The sequence below is a fragment of the Taklimakanibacter albus genome (genome assembly GCF_016595235.1).
Classification (GTDB): Bacteria; Pseudomonadota; Alphaproteobacteria; order Rhizobiales; family Aestuariivirgaceae; genus Taklimakanibacter; species Taklimakanibacter albus.
Map to the genome: position 1 here is coordinate 1065340 of NZ_JAENHL010000006.1, position 20850 is coordinate 1086189.

Consider the following 20850-nt stretch of genomic DNA (forward strand, 5'->3'; position numbering starts at 1 on the left):
AAATCCCGAATTTGGATCGAATTTTCCTGGGTTTTAGATTGATTTCGCTGTCTTGCGGTTGCGCAGCACATGCTCGTGACCGGCATCGTAGAGAGCCGAATCGCGGAAATCATGGGCGCCCAGGACCGGGCCGACAATGACGAGCGCGGTGCGGGTCAGCTTGGCGGCGCGCGCCTTCTTGGCGATGGTCGACAGCGTACCATGGATGATCTGCTGATCGGGCCAGCTCACCCGATAGCCGATCACCACCGGGCAGTCGGGCCCGTAATGCGGTGTGAGCGCGCGCTCGACATAGGCGAGATTGCGCACCGAGAGATGGATGACGAGCGTCGCCTTGGAGCGACCGAGCTCCTCCAGCGCCTCCATCTCTGGCATCGGCGAGGCCTGCATGGCCGTACGGGTGAGGATGATGGTCTGGGCGATCTCGGGCAGGGTGAACTCGGCCTTGAGCGCCGCCGCCGTCGCGGCGAAGGCCGGCACGCCGGGCGTCACGTCATAGGGAATGCCGAGCCTGTCGAGGCGACGCATCTGCTCGGCGATGGCGCCGTAGATCGAGGGATCGCCCGAATGGACGCGCGCCACATCCTGGCCGGCCTGATGAGCGGCTTCGATCTCGGCGATGATCTCGTCGAGATGGAGGGGCGCGGTGTCGATGACGCGGGCGCCTTCGGGAGCGGCCTTGACGATCTCTTCCGGCACGAGTGAGCCGGCATAGAGACAGACCGGGCAGCTCTGGATCAGTTTCAGGCCACGCAAGGTAATGAGATCGGGAGCGCCCGGACCGGCGCCGATGAAATGTACGGTCATGCTTGTCTCTTCTTGGCGTAGCCGCGCGGCGTATAGGCATAGGTCCGCCCGTCGCCGCGTTGGAAGGCTTTGGATTGCGAGGAGCCGACCATCACCAGGGTCAGCATGTCCACCACTTTGGTGTCGAAGTCTTTCAACGGCACGATGCGCACCGTCTCCTCCGGCCGGCCGAGATTGCTGGCGATGATGACCGGCGTGTCCGGCTGGCGGTGCGGCGTAAGGATGGCGATGGCGCGGTCGAGCTGGTCGCGCCGCTTGAGCGAGCGCGGATTATAGAAGGCGGTGACGAAGTCGCCTTGCGCCGCCGCATGAAGGCGGTTCTCGATGACCTCCCAGGGCGTGAGCAGGTCGGAGAGCGAGACGCAGCAGAAATCATGGCCGATCATCGCGCCGGCGCGCGCCGCCGCGGCCTGGAAGGCCGAGATACCGGGCAGCACCTCGACAGCGATACGCGCCGGCTCGAGATCGATGAGTTCATAAGCGAGCGCTGCCATCGCATAGATGCCGGGATCGCCCGAGCAGATGAGCGCCACCTGGCGGCCTTCCCGGGCGAGCGCGATCGCATGGCGCACCCGGTCCTCTTCGCCGCCGAGCGGAAAGCGGTGTTCTGCCTGTCCGGCTTTCATATCCTGGGCAAGGTCGAGATAGAGGCCGTAACCGACCCAGTCGGTGGCGCGGGCCAGAGCCGCGCTCGCTTCCGGGCTGCGCATAGTGGCATCACCCGGGCCGAGGCCTATCAGCGAAACCGTGCCGCGTGGGCGCCCGGCGAGCTCGGTCAAAGGCGCGGGGCTCAGCGCCACGGCACAGGTGGCGCGTTTCGATTTGGTCTTGGCGACGATCAGTTCGGAGTCAGGGCCGGCAGCCGCCAGCGCCGCGCCTTCGGCGACACCCGGGCAGCCGACTTCCGCCATCACCACCGCGGAAGGTGTCTTGAGCCGCGGTGAGTATGCGTTGAGCTCAGCAGCACTGAAGACCCGGAAGGGCAGGCCGAGATGACGGCTGAGCGCCGTGATCGCTGCTTCGTCCTCCTTGAGATCGATCGAGCCGATCGCTGCGAGCGAAGCCTTGGCCAGCCCATGCTGTGCGAGGGTGTCTTCGACGAGCGCGATCATTTCGTCAGCGCCGACACCGCGTTCACCACCCACGCCCAGGATCAGGACCTTGGGATGGTAGACGAGCCGCGTTGGCGAGCCCGTGACGGTCTTATGCGTCGCCGTGATCGTGAGCTCGGCATCGGGCACAGAGGGCAGGTCGAGCCAGGGCAGGGCGCCGTCGATCGTGACTTTCGCGCCCCCCAGGAGGCGCGCCACGAAGTCCTTCATGTCTTGCGGATTGGCGAGGGTCCAGCCTTCCGGCGGATCGTCGAAGGCGGCGCCGAAGCGCAGATCGCTCGCCGTGGTGATGGCGGCATGGCCCCGGGTGATGCCGGCGATCCGCCGCGCCAGCTCATTGGCGCCGTGATGGCCGCCGAGCAGCGGTACGACGGACGTGCCGTCTTCGGCGAGCGCCAGCACCGGCGGCTCCTCCCGCTTGTCCGCAAGGATCGGCGCCAAAGCACGGATGACGATGCCGGCCGCGCAGAGCGCCACGATCGCCCGCCCGTCTTTGAACAGGTCCTGCAGTGCAGCGGTCGCTTTTGCATAAGCGTGATCGGGGCCATCGACACAGTGCGGCCCGTGGATATCACCGCCCAGGGCATCCCTGAGCTGGCGTGCCAGAGGCAAAGCCGAGGCGCCGAGAATGAAGATCGCCGGCGGCCTCACCATGCCTCGCTCCCTTGATAGATGAGGATGGTGGAGAAATAGGGCCGCTCGCCCGCAGGTACGTCCGCGAGCCGCGTGATCCGCTCGTCCTCGCGCGTCGCCTTCTCGATGATGGTGGCGCGCTCGGCAAGGCCGAGCTCGGTGAGCACGCCTCTGATCTTCTCGAAATGCTGGCCGACCTTCATGATGGCGACGGCATCCGCCCCGGTGATCTCCTGCTTGAGGCGTTCGGCGTCGAGCGTGCCGGGCAGAACTTTCAGGATATCATTGCGCGCCGCGAGCGGCCGGCCGATTTGGGCGGCACAAGCGGTGATGGAGGTGATGCCGGGCACGATCACGGTCGGATGTTTCCCGGCGAGCCGGTCGAGCAGATAGGCGAAGCTCCCATAGAACAAGGGATCGCCCTCGCACAGGAAGGCGACGTCCTTGCCGTCGTCGAGATGCCGGGCGATGAGTTTCGCCGCCTCGTCATAGGCCTCCTGCGCCGGCTCACGTTCGCGCCGCATCGGCACCGGGATGGCGAGCTCGGTCACGTCCTCAGGGATGAAGGGCGCCGCGATCTTGCGGGCGAGGCTCTCATTCCCGTTGGCGGCCGGATAGGCGATGACCGGCGCATGCGAGATGATGCGCCAGGCCTTGAGTGTGATGAGCTCAGGATCGCCGGGACCAACGCCCAGCCCGTAGAACGTGCCGCTCATGGTTTCACCGCCCGCCATTGCAGCACCGGCATGCGCGGCTTGAGCGCCCGCAGGCTGCCGATGCGGTCGAGATGCGAGACTTCGATGCGGGCAAGTTCACCGCCATGTTTCTCCTGCAGGTCGACGAGATGCAGCTCGCCTTCGAGTGTCACCACATTGGCCACCATGCGGCCTTGGGATTTGAGCGCCGCCCAGCTCTCTTCGAAGACGCCGGGAACACCCATGCCGCCGCCGATGAAGACAGCATCGGGCCGAGGCTGGCCTTTGAGGCTTGCCGGCGCCGCGCCGGCGATGACGGTAAGGCGTGGGGTACCGAGCCGATCGGCATTCTCGCCGATCATCTTGAGGCGCTCGGCATGGCTTTCAAACGCGATGGCGCGGGCGCCGCGGGCGGCCCGCATCCATTCAATGGCGATCGAGCCCGAGCCCGCGCCGACATCCCACAGAAGCGCATCGGGATAAGGACCGAGCGCGGCGAGGGTCGCGGCGCGCACCTCGCGTTTGGTGAGCTGGCCGTCATGGAGATAGGCGTCGTCAGGAAGGCCCGGCACGCACGACAGAAGTGCAGCGCCGGGTTTAGCATGGCAATGGATGGCGAGCGTGTTGAGATCCGAGAAGGCGCGCGGCAATACTTCATCGGCACGAAAGGTGGCGCGACTCTCGCGCGAGCCGCCCATATTCTCGAGCACAGTGATGTCGCTCAGGCCATAGCCGCGCGCGACGAGGCGGCGGGCGACCTCCGGGATCGTCGAGGCATCGGCGGTCAGCGCCAGGATCCGTGCGTCGGGCTGAATGAAGGCTTCGAGATTGGCGGCCGGTCGGCCATGCAGCGTAATCGTGTCGCAATCGCCGAGCGGCCAGCCCATCCGCGCGGCGGCGAGACTGAAGGAGGAGAGATGCGGTACGATCTCCATCTCGGCGAAAGGCACGATCTCCATGAGTTTGCGCGCGACGCCGTAATTGAGCGGATCGCCAGTCGCCAGCACGACGGTGGCGCGCCCGCGCAAGGGCTTGATGCGGTCGACGACGGCGCTGAAAGGCTGCGGCCATTCATGCCGCTCGGCTTTCGTATCACCGATCAACCCGAAGAGCCGCGTGGAACCGACGATGACCTCGGCGCCATCGAGAAGTGTGCGAGCGCGGGGCGACAGGCCGTCGAGCCCGTCTTCGCCCATGCCGAGGATGGTCAGCCACTTGCTCATGGGGAGAGTTCCGTCGCGACGGCATTGACGACCGAGGACGCCATGGCCGAGCCGCCACGCCGGCCCAGAAGGGTGGCGAAGGGCACACCGCGGGGATTTTCCGCCAGCTCGTCCTTGGATTCCTGCGCGCCGATGAAGCCCACCGGCATGCCGACAATGGCGGCCGGCTTGTCTGCGCCGGCATCGAGCGCCTCGAGCAGGGCGAAAAGCGCGGTCGGGGCATTGCCGATGACGGCCACGGCGCCTTTGAGGCGCGGCAGCCAGAGCGAGACAGCGGCGGCCGAACGGGTGATCTGCCGGCCGAGACCCAGCTCGCGCGCTTTGGGGTCGTTCAGCGTGCAGATGATCTCGACGCCTGCCGGCAAGGACCGGGCGATGATGCCCTGACGTACCATTTCGCTGTCGGTGAAGATGGGCTTTCCCGCCTTGAGTGCGCCGGCAATGGCACCGGGCAGATCACCTGAGATGCGCAGATCGCCGACGATATCGGTCATGCCGCAGGCATGGATGACCCGCTCGGCGATCGGGCGCGCCGCCACGGCAAAGCCGGAGAGATCGGCCTCGGCCCGGATCGTCGCGAAGGAACGCCGGTAGATCTCGGCCGGATCGCTTAAATAGTCTCTCACGTCTTCTTCATGCTCCGGGGGCCGAGCGGATGGTCGGCATGCGGATAGGGATGGTGGTGATGCCCGTGATCATGGTCATGGCCGTCGCCATGATGATGGTGGTGATGATGGTCATGATCGTGATGATGGTGGTCATGGTCGTGGCCATGATCATGATGGTGATCATGCCCGTGATGATGGTGGTGGTCATCATCCGCCTTGCCCGTGCCGATGCCCTCGACATGGTGGTGATGGCTCTCCTGCGGCGCGCCGACTTCCGCCTCGAAACCCAGGATCTGAGTGCGGAACTTGCACATCTGGCAGTTCATCGCCGTCTCGCCGGTGACGATCTGCTCGACCCGCTCGACAAAGGTGTCGATCACCGCCGGGTGGTCGTTGAGATAGGGCGCCTTGATGAACTGGATGCCGGGATAACGCTTCGCCACCGCATCGGTCGCGTCATAGATGCGCTGCACCAGGATGCCGGTGAAGAGGAAATACGGAAAGACGATGATACGGCGGTAGTTGAGTCGCGCCGCGTGCTCGAGCGCCGGTTCGACCAGCGGGAAAGTGACGCCCGAATAGGCGGTCTCGGCCCAGCCGAAGCCGAAGCCTTCCCACAACAGACGCGTTACCTTGGAGACGTTGGAATTGGCGTCGGGATCGGAGGCGCCCCGGCCGACGACGACCAGCAGCGTCTCATGCCGGCCGATATCGCCGGGCGCGTCGCGCAGGGCTTCCTCGACGCGGTCGGCGGCGGCGCGCATCATCTTGGGATCGATGCCGAGCTCCTTGCCGTAATCGATCTTGAGCCCGTTCTTGACGGCATAGGTGTTGAGCACCGAGGGGATGTCGTTCTTGGCATGGCTGGCGGCGAACAACATGCCCGGCACGGCCAGCACCTTGTCGACACCTTCGGCGCGCAGTCTGTCGAGGCCGTCGCGGATGATCGGCGTGGCGAATTCGAGATAGCCGAACTCGACGGGGGTGTTCGGAAACCGGCTCTTCAGATGTTTGGCCAGGACGGCGAATTCCTGGACGGCATCTTCGTCTCGGCTGCCATGGCCGCACAACATCACACCGGTTTTCGTCTGCATGGGTCCTGCCTTTTCGTTGCGCAAGAAAGGACAGGGTTCCAGGCACAGTGTGCCGGGCTTTCGCTGCAGCTCCGGCATTGGCCCCCGATTTGGGTCGGCCGCACCGGACTTGCTTTCAGTTCCTTGTATGGAACGCTGCTTGTCTTGCGTGCCCGCACACCTAGCGGGGGCGGGTTCCCGGGTCAATCGCCGCCGCGACGTCCGGCGGGGATTGAGCGACAGCGGGCAGGGCTGTAGCTCTACGTCAGGTGAGGAATTGATTCTGGCGATTCGCAGATTATCGGCTTTGGGCTTTCTCATGGTGCTGGCGGCCTGCGCCTCGGTGCCGAGCCTGCCCTATGAACGGGGTGTCGGCGTCGCCGACATCCTGCGCAATGTGAAATGCGAGCTGGCGGCGGCCTATGCCGAGAATGCCGGCCGCCATCCCTGGCTTAAGGACTGGGCCGCCGGCATCGAGCTGACCCTCGATGTCACCGAGGCCAAGAGCGGCGGCGTCACGGCGCAGATCCTGGTGCCCATCCAGGTCACCGACAGCTTCCATATGGGCGCCAATGCGCGGCGCGCCGCCAAGGCCCAGAGCGTCTCATCGGTGACCTTCTCGACCACGCTGGCCGGCCTGAACCAGGCCGAATGTGCCGGCTTCAAACCGGAGCGCGGGCCCGAGCCGCTGCTCAAAGGCCATCTCGGCCTCAAGACCTGGATCGCCCGTGCCGCCGAAGCGATCGAGGCGGCCGGCATCGCCCAGCAGACCGACGGCATGGGCTACATCATCGAATTCGGCATCGAGGCGGGGGCGGGTCTCGATCCCGGCTACAACATCATCCGGATCGGAGACTATGAGCTGGGCGGCAGCGCCGGCCTCGCCGCCGGCCGCGCGGATGTCCACACCCTCAATATCGCCATGGCGCCGATCCGCGCCGTGCCGCCGTCGCCCGTCTATGTGACCAATTTCGGCGGCCCGCAGCCGCAGACGCGCAGCCAGGGTGGACAGCAGCCTTCGGCGCAGCCGCGCCAGGGTGCCCGCCCGGCGGCCGGTGTGCCGCAGCAGACTCAGCAGGATCTGAGCAATATCATCCGCAGCCTGAAGCAGAGCCAGACCGGAAGGGATTGATGATGAAGCCGTGGTATGTCGCGTTGGTGTTGACCGCGATGCTGACCGGCGCCGCCTTGGCGGCCGAATGGCGGACTTATGTGAATGAGCGCTTCGGCGCCACCGCCGACATCCCGGCCGATTACAAGGAAGGCGAGGCGCCCACCAATGACGACGGCCGCAGATTTACCTCGCCTGAAGGCGACGCGACCATCGCCGTCTGGGGCTCCTTGGCCGTCTCGCTCGAAGACGAGAGCTTCGCGCAATATGCCGGGCGCCTTGTCTCCTATGACAAGCAGGACGGCTGGGACATTTCCTATACGGCCGGCAAAAGGGACTGGTACGCCTTCTCAGGCACCAAGGGTGATCAGATCGTCTTCGAGAAGATCATCCAGGCCTGTGACGGCCAGATCGCCAATCATGTCAGACTCGAATATCCCGCCAGCCGGAAAAAGGAGTTCGACGCGATCGTCGGCCATGTGACGAAGTCGCTGCGCTCGGAGAAAGGCTGGCAGTGCTAGCGCAACGCCCTCGCACAACACCCTCACGCTGAGATGCCCGGCGCAGCCGGGCCTCGAAGCGTCCCTCAGGATAGAGCGAGAACCTTGAAGCATACCCTTCGAGGCTCGCTTCGCTCGCACCTCAGGGTGAGGTCAACGGGAGAGGCGGCCCGTATGACTAAAACTCGATCCCCATCTGCGCCTTCACGCCGGAGCGGAACGGGTGCTTCACCTGTTCCATCTCGGTGACGAGATCGGCGATCTCGATCAGCTCTTCCTTGGCATTGCGGCCGGTGACGATGACATGTTTGTCGGCCGGCTTGTTGCGCAAGGTCTCGATGATCTCTTCGACGGGGAGATAATCATAACGCAGCACGATATTGAGCTCGTCGAGCAGCACGAGCTTGTAATCGGGATCGGCGATCATGCGCTTGGCTTCTTCCCAGCCGGCGCGCGCATGGGCGATGTCGCGCTCGCGGTCCTGGGTCTCCCAGGTGAAACCTTCGCCCATCGCCTTGATGGTCACCAGCTCGGGGAATTTCTCCAGCACGCTGCGCTCGCCCGTCGCCCAGGCGCCTTTGACGAACTGCACGACGCCGGCTTTCATGCCGTGGCCGATGCAGCGGAAGACCATGCCGAAGGCGGCGGTCGACTTGCCCTTGCCCTTGCCGGTATGGACGATGAGCAGGCCTTTCTCGATCGTCTTGCCGGCCATGATCTTGTCGCGGGCCGCCTTCTTCTTCTGCATCTTGTCGTGATGGCGGGCATTTTCATCTTCGCTCATGGGAGATGTCCTTCCTTGAACAATTTGAGCTGGGCATAGGCCGAATTGGAACGTGGCGTCCACAAGCCGCGGGCAATGGCTTCCTCGAGCCGCTCGGCGATTTCCTTGAGCGCGGCCGGATTGTTGCGGGCGATGAAATCGCGTGTCGCTTCGTCACCGAGAAAAGCATCATAAGCGAGATCGAAATGATGGCTGGCGACCGCGCCCGTCGTCGCCGCGAAGGCGAACATGTAATCGACCGTCGCGGCGATCTCGAAGGCGCCCTTATAGCCATGGCGCTTGACGCCATTGATCCATTTCGGATTGACGACACGTGAGCGCACCACGCGGCCGACTTCTTCCTCGAGGGTGCGGATCACCGGCCGTTCGGGACGGGAATGGTCATTGTGATAGACGCGCGGACGCGTGCCCGACATCTCCTCGACCGCGGCGCTCATGCCGCCTTCGAACTGATAATAGTCGTCGGAGTCGAGCAGATCGTGCTCGCGATTGTCCTGGTTATGGACCACGGCCTCGATGCGTTTGAGGCGCTCGCTGAAAGCCCGCTCGTCATTGGCGCCTTCATCACGCGCGCCATAGGCATAAGCGCCCCAGGTGATATAGGCGCGGGCGAGATCGCCACGCTCGGCCCATAACCGCTCGTCGATCAGCGCCTGGAGGCCCGCGCCATAGGCGCCGGGTTTCGACCCGAAGATACGGTAGCCGGCGACATGCGAGGCGTCGGCCGCGGCGACGCCGTTGGCCTCCAGCGTCCTTGCTTCGCCGTGCATGCGCGCCGCGATCGGATTATCGTCTTCCGGCTCATCGAGCTGTCCGACCGCGCGGATGGCCTTGTCGAGCAATTCGATCTGCGCCGGGAAAGCGTCACGGAAGAAGCCCGATATGCGTAAAGTTACGTCGATACGCGGCCGGCCCAAGCGGGGCAGCGGGATGATCTCATAACCGGTCACCCGCCAGCTCGACGGCTCCCAGACGGGTTTCACGCCGATGAGCGCCAAAGCTTGCGCAATGTCATCGCCGCCAGTGCGCATATTGGAGGTGCCCCAGGCCGAGAGGCCGAGCGCCTTGGGATAACGGCCGAAATCCTGGAAATGACGAGCGAGCAGGTCCTCGGCCGATTTCTGGCCCAGTGTCCAGGCTGTCGGCGTCGGCACGGTGCGGTTGTCGAGCGAATAGAAATTGCGCCCCGTGGGCAGGACATCGAGCCGACCGCGTGTCGGCGCGCCGGAGGGGCCGGGTTTGACGAAGCGGCCATCAAGGCCCTTGAGCACGGCGGCCATCTCGTTCTCGCCGGAACTGCGCAGGCGCGGCGCGATGCTGCGGGTGATCTCGGCGATGACCTTGTCCGATTGCGGGCCGATGCCTGCGCGGCTTTCGACACAGCGCGCCGCGAGCAGCTCGAGCCGCTCGACCGTATCGCCTTGGCTGCGCCACGGATCGTTGGAGATTGCAGCGAGGGCAGGAGGGTGCGGGCCGGCCCAAGCCAAACCCATATCGCAGGTGAGGGGATCGAAGTCGGTGAAACCGAGATCGCCGGCCAGCGCACGGATGAGCGACTGGTCGGCCTCCTCGCCGAGCCCGCGCGGCACGCGGGTCAACGCCACGAGGAGATCGGTCTCAAGCCGGCCTTCGGGTGAGGCCCCCAGAATATGCAGCCCGTCGCGGATTTGCGCTTCTTTCAGGTCGCAGAGATAGGCGTCGAGCTTCTGCAGGTCGCTGTTTTCATTGCCGGTGAAACCGGCATCGACATCGAGCCGCTGGCTGCGGGTGAGGTCGAGAATGTCGCGCTTCAGGGCCGCGAGGCGGCGCTGGTCGAGGCCGGAAGCGAGATAATATTCATCGACCAGGGCTTCGAGATCTTTAAGCGGCCCATAGGTTTCGGCGCGCGTGAGCGGCGGCGTCAGGTGATCGATGATGACGGCCGCCGACCGGCGTTTCGCCTGCGTGCCTTCGCCTGGGTCGTTGACGATGAAGGGATAGAGATGCGGCATCGGACCAAAGGCGATTTCCGGGTAGCAGGAAGCCGAGAGCGCCGTCGCCTTGCCGGGCAGCCATTCGAGATTGCCATGCTTGCCGTTATGGATGATCGCCTGGACGCCGAAGTGATGGCGCAGCCAGAAATAGGCAGCGAGATAGCCATGCGGTGGCACCAGAGCCGGGTCGTGATAGGTTGCCTTGGGGTCGATATTGTAGCCGCGCGCCGGCTGGATCGCGACCGCCACATTTCCATAGACGAGGACAGGCAGTGCGAAAGCATCGCCCGCGAAGAACGGATCGCGTTCCGGCGTGCCCCAGCGTTCGGTGATGGCGCTTTGCACGTCCGCTGGCAAAGCGGCGAAATGGCGTCGATAGTCGGCGACGGCGAGCGTCGTGGCGCTGTCATGTCTGTGCGCGTTGGTCCGCCCACGCTGCAGCGCCTCGATGAGCCCGTTGCCGTCGGACGGGATGTCACCGACATCGTAACTTGCGTCCATCAGCGCACGGAGGATCGCGATGCTGCTCGCCGGCGTGTCATAGCCGACGCCATTGGCGATGCGGCCATCCTTGTTGGGATAGTTGGCGAGGATGATGGCGACGCGGCGGTCGGAGGGTTGGGTGCGTCTGAGACCGACCCATGCGGCGGCGAGATCGGCGGCGAAGGCGACGCGGTCCGGCACCGGCCGATAGGTGACGATCCGGCATTGGGTGCGTTCGTCCCAGTGATCATCCGCCTTGAAGGAGACGGCGCGTGTGAAGACCCGCCCGTCGAGCTCGGGCAGCACCACATTCATGGCGAGATCGCGCGCGCTCAGGCCTTGCGCACTGTCGCGCCAGCTTGCCTCGCCCGAGCCCGCGAAGACGACCTGTAGCACCGGACAGTCATAGGGTGTGAAAGGCGTATCGATGGCGCTGCTTCCCGAGGAGACGGCGAAAGCCGTCGCATTGAGAATGATGTCGGGCGGCGTCGCGTCGAAGGTTTCCGCGATGAATTGCGCGCTCGCCGCATCCTTGAGGCTCGTCACATAAAGCGCGAGGCTGTCGATGCCGCGCGCCTTGAGGGCTGAAATCAGCGCATCGACGGGAGCGGTCTGGGCACCTTCGAGGACCGACCGATAAAAGACGATTGCCGCCATCGGCGCATCGCCGATCTGGTTATTCTTGTAGAGGCCGGCTTTGGCGAGCGCGGTCGCGGGCGAGGGCGCTTCGCCGCGCTCCAGGAGATTGAGGCAGAGCCGCAGAAAGCCTTGTGCGTTGAGCTCCCCGCCGGAGACGAGATACTGGCGCAGCCTCTCGCACTCGGCGGGACTCAGGGTCGAATGGTCGTTGAGGGCGGGATCGGGGTGGGCATCACCCGGCAGCACCGCGAGCTTGATCCCGTTGTGGCGCGCCAGCGCTTCGATCTCGGCCAGGCCATAGGGCCAGTATCGCGCGCCGCCCAGCAGCCTGAGCACGATCAGCCTTGCATGGCGCAGTGTCTTTTCGAGATAGAGGTCGACGGAGAGATTGTGCTGCAGCGTGAGCAGGTTGGCGAGCCGCAGCGTCGTGCCGGACGGCGCAACCGCTTCCCAGGCGCGGGCCAGAGAAGCGAGTTCGCTATCGGCTGCCGACAGCACGACGATATCGCCCGGCGCCTGGGCGAGATCGATGGCTTCGGCGGCCCCGTCAATGACGCCGGTCTGGGCGGCGAGAAGATGCATCAGCGTTCAATCTGATTCATTTTTGCTCCTCAACCTGAGGATATGGCTCACCCCTTCAGGCGGGCCTCGATCGCGGCCCGGTCCAGTCCCTTGAGACCGATCACCACGACTTCGCTCGACCGCTTTTCATCCGCCCGCCAGGGCCGGTCGAAATAGCTGTTGAGCCTGGGGCCAACCGCCTGGATCAGCAGACGGCCCGCGGCGCCCTCGACCGCGGCAAAACCTTTGAGCCGCAGGATATCGTGCTCGGCGATGAGGTCCTCGATGCGTTTGAGCAGCTTCTCGCGATCGGCGATCGGCCCCAGCGACATGGAGAAGGTGACGAAGTCGTCGTGATCATGCTGCACCTCGCCTTCCATCTCGTGATGGGAGAGGCGGTTATGCATGTCGTCTTCGGCTGCCGAAGCGATACCGAGCAGAGCGGCCACGTCGAGTGCGCCATGTTGCGCCGGCACCAGCTTGGCGCCTTTGCGGATCTGGCCCTTGAGATCGCCTGAGAGCTTCTCCGTCTCGTGCGTCTGGAGAAGATCGGTCTTGTTGAGCACGATCATGTCGGCGCAGTTGAGCTGGTCCTCGAACAACTCCTCGATCGGATTTTCGTGATCGAGATTGGGATCGGCGGCGCGCTGGGCGGCAACGGCTTCCTCGTCATCGGCGAAGCGGCCTTCGGAGAGCGCCTTGGCATCGACCACCGTGACGACGCCGTCAACCGTGACGCGTGACTTGATCTCCGGCCAGTTGAAGGCCCGCACCAGAGGCTGCGGCAGCGCCAGGCCGGAGGTCTCGATGACGATATGCTCGGGCGGGTGGTCCCGCTCGAGCAGCTTCTTCATCGTCGGTACGAAATCATCCGCCACCGTGCAGCAGATGCAGCCATTGGCGAGCTCGACGACGTCCTCCTCACGGCAGACCTCGTCGCCGCAGCCTTTGAGAATCTCGCCATCGACGCCGATATCGCCGAACTCATTGATGACGAGGGCGATCCGCCGTCCCTTGGCATTCTGCAGGAGGTGGCGGATCAACGTCGTCTTGCCGGCGCCGAGAAAGCCGGTGATGACGGTGGCGGGTATTTTTTGAAGCGACATTCTTCAAGCCTCTTTGACGAAACGGTCCATGGCGAGACCGAGGAAGCCGCCGATCGCGATCCACAGGAGCGCGGCTGCGGCAAGCGTATTGGCTGCGAAGGCCGCCGAGATCACCGCCGGGACGCCGCTTTCATGGGTCGGCGGCATCGGCGCGCCGATGATGTGAGGAATGGCCACCAGCACCACGGCCGCCACCTTCGCCCACATTTCGGTGCGCTGGGTGAAGAGCCAGATGGCGATGCCGGTTGCCGCGATCGTGCCCACCCACCAAACCTGGCGGAGGAGGAGATCACCAGCCGGCATGCCCGGAAGCTCGGGCGGCAGGCTTGCGGCAGGGGCCAGATGCACGGCGAGGAAGCCGGCAATGCCCCACAGCACGCCATTGCGCGGCGTGATGCGGGTTCCGCTCAACAGGCTGACGCCGGCGAGCAATGCCGCGAAGCCGGTGCCGGCAATGATGCTGGCGAGGAACGTGAAGGAAGTGCGTTCAGTACCATCGGCCGGGGCCCAGCCTTCTTCCTCCTCGGCGGGAGCAGGGGTGGATTGTGCCGTCGTGGTCTCTGCCGGAGCGGATTGCGCCGCTGTCGTGTCTGTCGTGGTGGCTGCGGCGGCATGGTCATGCGAATGACCGTCGCCGGCATTTTCATATTTCTCGGCTTCGAGAATCAATGGTGTGAGCCGCACATGCTGGATCGCACCATAAAACAAGCCGGCCGCGATCCCTGCGAGGAGCGCGGCGAGCAAAACCCGCCCAATCATGTCGAGACCTGCTTAGTGGCAGGGAAAGCCGATGGAGTGGCGCGTGTCATGCGCCGCATTGTGCAGGTTATCCGCCTGGGCGAGGCCCACGCCGAAAATCAGGAAACCGCCAAAAACCATGGCGCTGATTCCCGCGGCCACGCGCTGGGAAAGCGAAAGGGAAGTAGAAATCCGGTCGGTCGTCATGAGCGTAACACCCTCCGTGTGCTCAAAAATCAAAGTGAGGGCAGGGCCCTCGGTGGTCGCGGCAGGTCTCCTGACTTGCGGTTCGGGCGGAAGCACGCGGCCTTCCCGGTTTCCCAGTGGCCTAGTCTGCATGCGTCCTCACCGCTCACAGTTGCGGGGGCAGTCACGGTTTTGGCCCCGATTTGGGTCATCCGCACCGTGTTCCCTGTTCGGTTTCTAGCCGTATGGCATCGAAACACCGCGTCCTGCATGGGTGCCACGGGCGTAACCGCCCGTCAAGCTTCGGCTTTTCCAGACCTATTCCAGCAGTCTGTTCCTATTGCCCTCGGAGGCCTCGTCAGGCTATATTGATTGAACGTTCAATTAGAAAGGAGGCAAAAAATGGATGCGATCAATCCTCTGGCGCCAACCCGTCTCGGTGACGACGAGCGTGCCGGCCTGCCTCCCTGGACCTATTTCAACAAGGAGCTCTTCCAGCTCGAGCAGGACGAGCTGTTCCGCCGCCATTGGCAGCTTGCCTGCCATGTGAGCGACGTGCCCCAGGAGGGCGACTGGACGACCTTCGACATCGCCGGCGAGCGTGCCCTCATCGTGCGCGGCAAGGACAAGCTGGTGCGTGCCTTCCACAATGTCTGCCGGCATCGCGGCTCACGCGTGGTGGCGGGCGAGAGTGGCCGCTGCAAGAGCGCCATGGTCTGCCCGTTCCATGGCTGGTCCTATAATCTCGACGGCACGCTGCGCGCCGTGCCCAAGGCCAAGACTTTCCCCAAGCTCGACCCCGTGACCCACGGCCTGGTGCCGCTCGAGCACGAGATCTGGCAGGGCTTCGTCTTTGTGCGCTTCAAGCCGGGTCCGCAAGGCTCGGTCGCGAGCCTCATGGCCGAGCACGAGAAGGAAGTGGCGCCTTACAGGCTCGCCGACATCAAGCCCTATTCACCGCAGACGCGTGACATTTTGGAGGTGAACTGGAAGGCCGTGCGCGACGTCGACAATGAAGGCTATCACGTGCCGATCGCCCATCCGGCGCTGCATGATCTCTATGGCCAGCAATATAAGGACGGCCGGCCCCATGCCGGCGTGTCCCGCTCGGAAGGCCGCATCACCGGCGTGGCGCCGCGCTTCTGGAGCGTACGCAATTATGTGAAGCACCGCCCCGACATGGCGCATCTGCCGGACGAGGCGAAAGGCCGCTGGGTCTATCTCGGCATGTTCCCCAATCTGGTGATCATGCTTTATCCCGATCTCGTCGGTTATTATCAGGAGCTGCCGGTCGAGGTGGGCAAGACCGTGCAGCGCATGGCCTATTATGCGCCGCGCGACGATCGCCGTGAGGCCAAGGTGGCGCGCTATCTGGCGCATCGCATCGACCGTGTCACCGGCGCCGAGGATGCCCAGCTGATCAAATGGTCGTGGGAATCGATGCAGTCCTCGGGCTTCAGCAATATGATCCTGTCCGATCTCGAGGCCGGCGTGCGCGACTATCACGACACGTTGCGTGCCGCTATCCCCGTGGCGGCGCTCGTCAGCGAGCCGGCCAAGGGGCAGGTCGAGACGATCAACCAGACACTGCTCGCCAGCCGGAGCTGACCAGAGACTTAAGTTTTCTGTTCTCGTCGAAGTGAGGGCATCCAGACCTCAGGCCCGTCAATATCGTAAGCGTCCTTGCGCCTCATGCTTTGATATTCAACCCTCGTCATCCAGGACGGGCGTCTTTCGAGGATCGTCACGTCTTGGTACTTCGCATGTATTTCCTCGGGCGATCTTGCGCGCATGATCGCCCAAAATCCGCCCATCCTATAGTCATGGACGACTAGGAATTCTCGTTTTTCATCATCCTTGTGCCTTCTCATCAATGCAGCATAGGCGCGTCTCCTGATCCGGCCAACCTTCTCATCCCGCGCCCCCCTTGCGGGTTCGAAGCCGGGCATGGCACAGTCATGGCCATAAGAATCCATAAGGGAGGGTACCGTGAAACTGCGTAAAATCATGTCCGCCGCTTGTGTGGCGGGAGCCGCCATGCTGTTGGCTTCAGGCCTCGCTCAGGCCGCCGAGAAGCTCGTGATCTCCAACTGGGACGGCTATATGCCGAAGGACCTGCCGGAGAAGTTCAAGGCAGAGACCGGCATCGAGGTCGAGGTCGCGGTGCATGCGACCAATGAGGAGATCATGGGCAAGGTCGTCGCCTCGAAAGGCGAGGGCTATGACGTGCTCTTCGTCTCCTCGCCCTTCGCCGAAGCGCTCAACAAGCTCGGCATTGCGGCGAAGCTCGATCATGCCAAGATCCCCAATCTCGCCAATCTCTATCCCGAGGCCGGCCAGCTCAAGCATGATCCGGGCAACACCTTCTCCATTCCCTATGCCTGGGGCACCACGGGTCTGTGCTACCGCTCGGATGTCGTAAAGACGGCGCCGACCAGCTGGAACGATCTTCTGAAGCCCGCCGATGATCTCAAGGGTAAGACCACCATGCTGTCGACCGACCGCTGGCTGATGGCGGCGGGCGAGTTGGCGCTTGGCATGTCGGTCAACGAGATCGATCCGGCCAAGCTCGACCAGGTCAAGGCGCTCCTCATCGAGACCAAGAAGACCTTGCTCGCTTATGACGATACGACTTTCTATTCGAAGCTCGTTTCGGGCGAGGCCTCGCTCGTTCAGGCCTGGGACGGCTGGTGCAATTACGGCATCGCTGAGAAGCCCGAGATCAAATATGTGGTGCCCAAGGAAGGCTCCGATCTCTGGGTCGACACCATGGTGATGGTCGAGGGCTCCAAGAACAAGGACGCCGCTTACAAATTCCTCGACTACATCCTGAAGGCCGACACCGGCAAATGGGTGGTCGAGAACATCATGTACAAGACGCCCAACAAGGCCGGCATGGACGCGATCGACAAGTCCATGCTCGAGAAATATCCGAACATGGCGATCGCGCCCGCCGATCTGCTCAAATATGAGCAGCTGCGTGACCTGGGCGACGGCATGAAGACCTTCTCGAAGGTCGTCACCGAGATCACCTCTTCAAAATAAGCGAACAACCTCAGGGGAGCGGAGATCACTTCCGCTCCCCGAAACGGTGTCATGCCGCAAAGACTGGCTTCCTGGCTTTTGATGCTTCCCGGCCTTGTCTGGCTGGGTGTTCTGATGGTGGTGCCCTGCGCCATCATTCTCGTGACCGCCTTCTATGAACGCGGCACCTATGGCGGCGTCGACTGGTCGGTTTTCACCTTCGCCAATTTCACCCGCGCCGGCGAGTGGCTCTACCTGTCGATCTTCCTCGATTCCGCCCGCATCGCCGGGCTCGCCGCCTTCTTCGCCTTGCTGATCGGTTATCCGGCCGCCTATGCCATCGCCAGATCGGCGCCGCGCCATCAGACGGCGCTGCTGTTCATGGCGATGCTGCCCTTCTGGACGAATTACCTGATCCGCACCTATGCCTGGATCGTGCTGCTCAACCCAACCGGCCTCGCCAATAATTTTCTCCAATGGCTCGGGCTGACGAGCGCGCCCCTGCCGCTGCTCTACAACGAATTCGCGGTCATACTGGGCCTCGTCTACAACTACGTGCCCTTCGTCATCCTCGCCATCTATTCGGCGCTGCAGCGGCTCGACCCGTCCTATGCCGAGGCCTCGCGCGATTTGGGGGCCGGTGCGCTCACCACATTCTGGCGCATCACGCTGCCGCTGACCGCGCCTGGCGTCGCCGCCGGCGCCGTCTTCGTCTTCGTGCTGTCGATCGGCAATTTCATCACCCCAGACCTCCTAGGCGGCGGCAAGTTGCAGATGGTCGGCAACCTGATCTATGACCAGTTCCTGACCGCCCGCGACTGGCCTTTCGGCTCGGCTCTTTCGGTTTTCCTGATCGCCGTGATGCTGCTGCTTTTGTTCGCCCAAGCCATCGCCGCCAACCGGGCGCGTGGGGAAGGGCGGGGCCATGCGTAAGGCCTATCTCGCTTTCATCTATGTGTTCCTCTACACGCCGATCGCCGTGCTGATGATCCTGTCTTTCAACAAGGCCGGCATGCCGACCGCCTGGACCGGCTTTTCGACCGACTGGTACGGAAGGCTGCTGGAAAGCCCGAAGATCATCGCCGCCGCCAAGAACTCGCTGATCGTCGCCATTATCTCGACATTCATCGCCACAACCATCGGTACATTGCTGGCGCTCGGCGTCGAGCGCCGCAAGGCCTCCGCGAGCCTCGACGCCTTGCTGTTCACCCCGATGATCATTCCCGACATCGTGCTCGCCATAGCCCTCCTGTCCTTCTTCACGATGGTGAAGTTCACCCTCGGCCTGCATTCGATCATCCTGGCGCATGTCGTGTTTAACATCGCCTTTGTCTGCGCCGTGGTGCGCGCCAGGCTCAAGAGCTTCGACTGGTCGCTGACCGAGGCTTCCTATGATCTGGGGGCGGGAGCGCTGACGACCTTCCGCAAGATCACCTTTCCACTCATCTGGCCGGCGGTGGTCGCCGCGGCCTTGCTCGCTTTCACGCTGTCGATCGATGAGTTCATCATCGCCTATTTCACCGCCGGCGCCGGGCAGGGCTCGACCACGCTGCCGATGCAGATCTATGCGATGATCCGCTTTGGCGTGACACCCGAGATCAATGCGATGGCGACGATCATATTGCTGGTCAGCTTCATCCTGGTGCTGACGGCGCAACGTTTCAACCGCGGCAGTGTGCCGGGCACGTGATAGCTGTTAAAGTGGAGGCAAGAGGGATCTCATCATGGCGAAGAAGGCAGTGAAGAAGAAGGCGGCCAGGAAGGTCGTGAAGAAAGCCGTCGCGAAGAAACCGGCGCGCAAGGCGGTGAAGAAGCCGAAGAAGGTCATCGCTTTATTCCCGGAGGCCGCTTTCGGCCCGGCGCTCAATTCGGTCGGTATCGGCCAGGCACTGGAGAAGCTCGGCCACAAGGTGGTCTTCCTGTCGGATCCGGGTTTTCTCGATGTCTATAAGGGGTATGGCTTCGAAGCCCACCCGGTCAATCTGTCGGAGCCGCTGCCGCCCGAGGAGATGGCCAAGTTCTGGGTCGATTTCATCAACGGCCATATCCCGAATTTCCGCAAAACGCCCTTTGACCAGATCGACAATTACGTGAAGGGCTGCTGGGAGATGATCGTCGAAACCGCCAAATGGGCGGAGAAGGACCTGCCCGGCGTGCTCGACCGGATCAAGCCCGATGTCGTCTGCGTCGACAATGTGATCCTGTTTCCGGCGATCAAGCATTATGCCCGCGACAACAAGAAACCCTGGGTGCGCATCATCTCCTGCTCGGAGAATGAGATCGAGGACCCGGATATCCCGCCGCATCTGTCGGGCTGCGGCGAGAAGGACAAGAAGGGTTTTGCCTCCTACCGCAAGCGCTTCAACGAGGTGATCAAGCCGATCCATGAGAATTTCAACGGCTTCCTCAAGAGCGTCGGTGAGAAGGCCTATCCGCTCGGCCAGTTCTTCGAGGCCTCGCCGCATATGAACCTGCTGCTTTATCCTTCCGCGGTGAAGTTCAAGCGTCGGCACAGGCTGTCGCCCAAGCAGTTCCAGTATCTGGAAGGCTGCGTGCGCAAGGACGCCGCCTACAAAGTGCCGAAATTCAAGAAGAACAACGACAAGCCTCTGCTTTATGTGAGCTTCGGCTCGCTGGGCTCGGGCGATGTCGATCTTCTCAAGCGGCTGATCACCACCATCGGCAAGCTGCCGGTCCGCGCGCTCGTCAATGTCGGCGATTATATGGATCAGTATACGGACATTCCGGCCAATGTGCTCATCGACAAGTGGTATCCGCAGCCTTCGGTGATCCCGCAGGTCGATGCCGTGATCCATCACGGCGGCAACAACTCCTTCACCGAATGCCTCTATTTCGGCAAGCCCGCGATTATCATGCCCTATGTCTGGGACGGCCACGACAATGCGACGCGTGTCGAGGAGACCGGCCACGGCTTCAAGCTCGACCGCTACGAGTGGACGGATGACGTCATGGCCGACCGCATCACAAGGATGCTCACCGACAAGAAGATGAAAGCGAAGCTCAAGAAGACGTCCAAGGACATGCGCAAGCAGAAGGGTCCGGTGAAGGCGGCGAAAGTCATCGACGGCCTCCTGCGCCGCAAGAAGGCCGCCTGATGTCGAAGGGACTTCAGTCGACCGCTCCCCATGTCATCGACCCCGCGCACTATGCGGGGCCGCTCAAGGATTGGGGTCATCAGGCCAACCCGATCGCCGGCAATTCCAAAAGCGACGGCGTGCTGTTGCACAAGGGGCCTGATGGCCGGCCGGAATCGGGCCTCTGGCAATGCACGCCCGGCACCTGGCCGCTGTCGATTCCGCGCGACGAATTGTGCTACTTCGTCTCGGGGCGGGCGACCTACACGCATGAATCAGGTGAGAAGATAGAGATCGTGCCGGGAACGGCGGTGCTGTTCCCCGCCGGCTGGACCGGCATTTGCGTGGTCCATGAGACCATGCGCAATGTGTATATGTTGAGTTAGGAACATCATGCTCCTCAACCGTCACCCCGGCGAAAGCCGGGGCCCATTGAATAAGCAAATCCGGGAGGCGCCGACCGCCTTGTGGGGCTTTTGTGGATCCCGGCTTTCGCCGG

19 protein-coding genes and 1 riboswitch are annotated in these 20850 nt (G+C 63.4%); of the genes, 8 read left to right on the forward strand and 11 right to left on the reverse strand.

What is annotated here, in order from left to right; translation table 11 throughout:
• Positions 1–33: 33 nt before the first annotated feature.
• The 6 genes from cobM to JHL16_RS09885 are packed head-to-tail and all read right to left on the reverse strand — an operon-like array spanning position 34 to position 6172.
• On the reverse strand, positions 34–807 hold the full coding sequence (cobM, locus tag JHL16_RS09860) for a precorrin-4 C(11)-methyltransferase (RefSeq protein WP_200184659.1): 774 nt from the start codon (positions 805–807) through the stop codon (positions 34–36).
• The gene (cobJ, locus tag JHL16_RS09865; protein ID WP_200184660.1) at positions 804–2573 is read right to left on the reverse strand and encodes a precorrin-3B C(17)-methyltransferase; all 1770 of its coding nucleotides are present in this window, start codon (positions 2571–2573) and stop codon (positions 804–806) included. The genes cobM and cobJ overlap by 4 nt, the downstream gene beginning before the upstream one ends.
• Complete coding sequence (cobI, locus tag JHL16_RS09870; protein WP_200184661.1) at positions 2567–3268, reverse strand: precorrin-2 C(20)-methyltransferase; 702 nt, start codon at positions 3266–3268, stop codon at positions 2567–2569. The genes cobJ and cobI overlap by 7 nt, the downstream gene beginning before the upstream one ends.
• Positions 3265–4470, reverse strand: coding sequence for a precorrin-6y C5,15-methyltransferase (decarboxylating) subunit CbiE (cbiE, locus tag JHL16_RS09875; RefSeq protein ID WP_200184662.1), 1206 nt, complete (start codon positions 4468–4470; stop codon positions 3265–3267). Before cbiE ends, cobI begins: the two co-directional genes overlap by 4 nt.
• Entirely contained in the window at positions 4467–5096 is a 630-nt protein-coding gene (locus JHL16_RS09880; protein ID WP_200184663.1) for a precorrin-8X methylmutase, read from the reverse strand. The genes cbiE and JHL16_RS09880 overlap by 4 nt, the downstream gene beginning before the upstream one ends.
• On the reverse strand, positions 5093–6172 hold the full coding sequence (locus JHL16_RS09885; protein ID WP_200184664.1) for a sirohydrochlorin chelatase: 1080 nt from the start codon (positions 6170–6172) through the stop codon (positions 5093–5095). Before JHL16_RS09885 ends, JHL16_RS09880 begins: the two co-directional genes overlap by 4 nt.
• Before the next feature lie 256 nt (positions 6173–6428).
• On the opposite strand from JHL16_RS09885, the gene JHL16_RS09890 reads away from it, so the two are divergent.
• Together JHL16_RS09890 and JHL16_RS09895 are read left to right on the forward strand one after the other, a co-directional pair.
• A complete protein-coding gene (locus JHL16_RS09890; RefSeq protein WP_200184665.1) occupies positions 6429–7283 on the forward strand; it encodes a hypothetical protein in 855 nt (284 codons plus the stop codon).
• On the forward strand, positions 7283–7783 hold the full coding sequence (locus tag JHL16_RS09895) for a hypothetical protein (protein WP_200184666.1): 501 nt from the start codon (positions 7283–7285) through the stop codon (positions 7781–7783). Before JHL16_RS09890 ends, JHL16_RS09895 begins: the two co-directional genes overlap by 1 nt.
• 157 nt (positions 7784–7940) lie before the next feature.
• On the opposite strand, the gene cobO is transcribed toward JHL16_RS09895, so the two are convergent.
• The 5 genes from cobO to JHL16_RS09920 are packed head-to-tail and all read right to left on the reverse strand — an operon-like array spanning position 7941 to position 14253.
• Positions 7941–8546, reverse strand: a complete 606-nt coding sequence (gene cobO, locus JHL16_RS09900; protein ID WP_200184667.1) for a cob(I)yrinic acid a,c-diamide adenosyltransferase — start codon at positions 8544–8546, stop codon at positions 7941–7943.
• Positions 8543–12223 (reverse strand): cobaltochelatase subunit CobN, encoded by a 3681-nt coding sequence (cobN, locus tag JHL16_RS09905; RefSeq protein ID WP_200184668.1) that lies wholly within the window; start codon positions 12221–12223, stop codon positions 8543–8545. The genes cobO and cobN overlap by 4 nt, the downstream gene beginning before the upstream one ends.
• Positions 12224–12270: 47 nt before the next feature.
• The gene (gene cobW, locus JHL16_RS09910) at positions 12271–13308 is read right to left on the reverse strand and encodes a cobalamin biosynthesis protein CobW (RefSeq protein WP_200184669.1); all 1038 of its coding nucleotides are present in this window, start codon (positions 13306–13308) and stop codon (positions 12271–12273) included.
• Between the two features lie 3 nt (positions 13309–13311).
• A complete protein-coding gene (locus tag JHL16_RS09915; protein WP_200184670.1) occupies positions 13312–14067 on the reverse strand; it encodes a CbtA family protein in 756 nt (251 codons plus the stop codon).
• Between the two features lie 12 nt (positions 14068–14079).
• Positions 14080–14253 carry a CbtB domain-containing protein gene (locus JHL16_RS09920; protein WP_137854881.1) on the reverse strand — a complete coding sequence of 58 codons (174 nt, stop codon included), beginning with the start codon at positions 14251–14253 and terminating at the stop codon, positions 14080–14082.
• Between the two features lie 43 nt (positions 14254–14296).
• Positions 14297–14511: riboswitch (cobalamin riboswitch) on the reverse strand.
• Positions 14512–14634: 123 nt separating this feature from the next.
• Between JHL16_RS09920 and JHL16_RS09925 the strand changes: the two genes are divergently transcribed.
• The 6 genes from JHL16_RS09925 to JHL16_RS09950 all read left to right on the forward strand — a co-directional run bounded on the left by JHL16_RS09925 (position 14635) and on the right by JHL16_RS09950 (position 20737).
• On the forward strand, positions 14635–15840 hold the full coding sequence (locus JHL16_RS09925) for an aromatic ring-hydroxylating oxygenase subunit alpha (protein WP_200184671.1): 1206 nt from the start codon (positions 14635–14637) through the stop codon (positions 15838–15840).
• A 381-nt stretch (positions 15841–16221) separates the two neighbouring features.
• Positions 16222–17277, forward strand: a complete 1056-nt coding sequence (locus JHL16_RS09930; protein WP_348647191.1) for a polyamine ABC transporter substrate-binding protein — start codon at positions 16222–16224, stop codon at positions 17275–17277.
• Between the two features lie 51 nt (positions 17278–17328).
• Complete coding sequence (locus tag JHL16_RS09935; RefSeq protein ID WP_246770849.1) at positions 17329–18189, forward strand: ABC transporter permease; 861 nt, start codon at positions 17329–17331, stop codon at positions 18187–18189.
• Complete coding sequence (locus JHL16_RS09940; protein WP_200184672.1) at positions 18182–18946, forward strand: ABC transporter permease; 765 nt, start codon at positions 18182–18184, stop codon at positions 18944–18946. Before JHL16_RS09935 ends, JHL16_RS09940 begins: the two co-directional genes overlap by 8 nt.
• 34 nt (positions 18947–18980) lie before the next feature.
• Entirely contained in the window at positions 18981–20372 is a 1392-nt protein-coding gene (locus JHL16_RS09945; protein WP_200184673.1) for a glycosyltransferase, read from the forward strand.
• Positions 20372–20737, forward strand: a complete 366-nt coding sequence (locus JHL16_RS09950) for a cupin domain-containing protein (RefSeq protein WP_200184674.1) — start codon at positions 20372–20374, stop codon at positions 20735–20737. The genes JHL16_RS09945 and JHL16_RS09950 overlap by 1 nt, the downstream gene beginning before the upstream one ends.
• Positions 20738–20850: the final 113 nt, after the last annotated feature.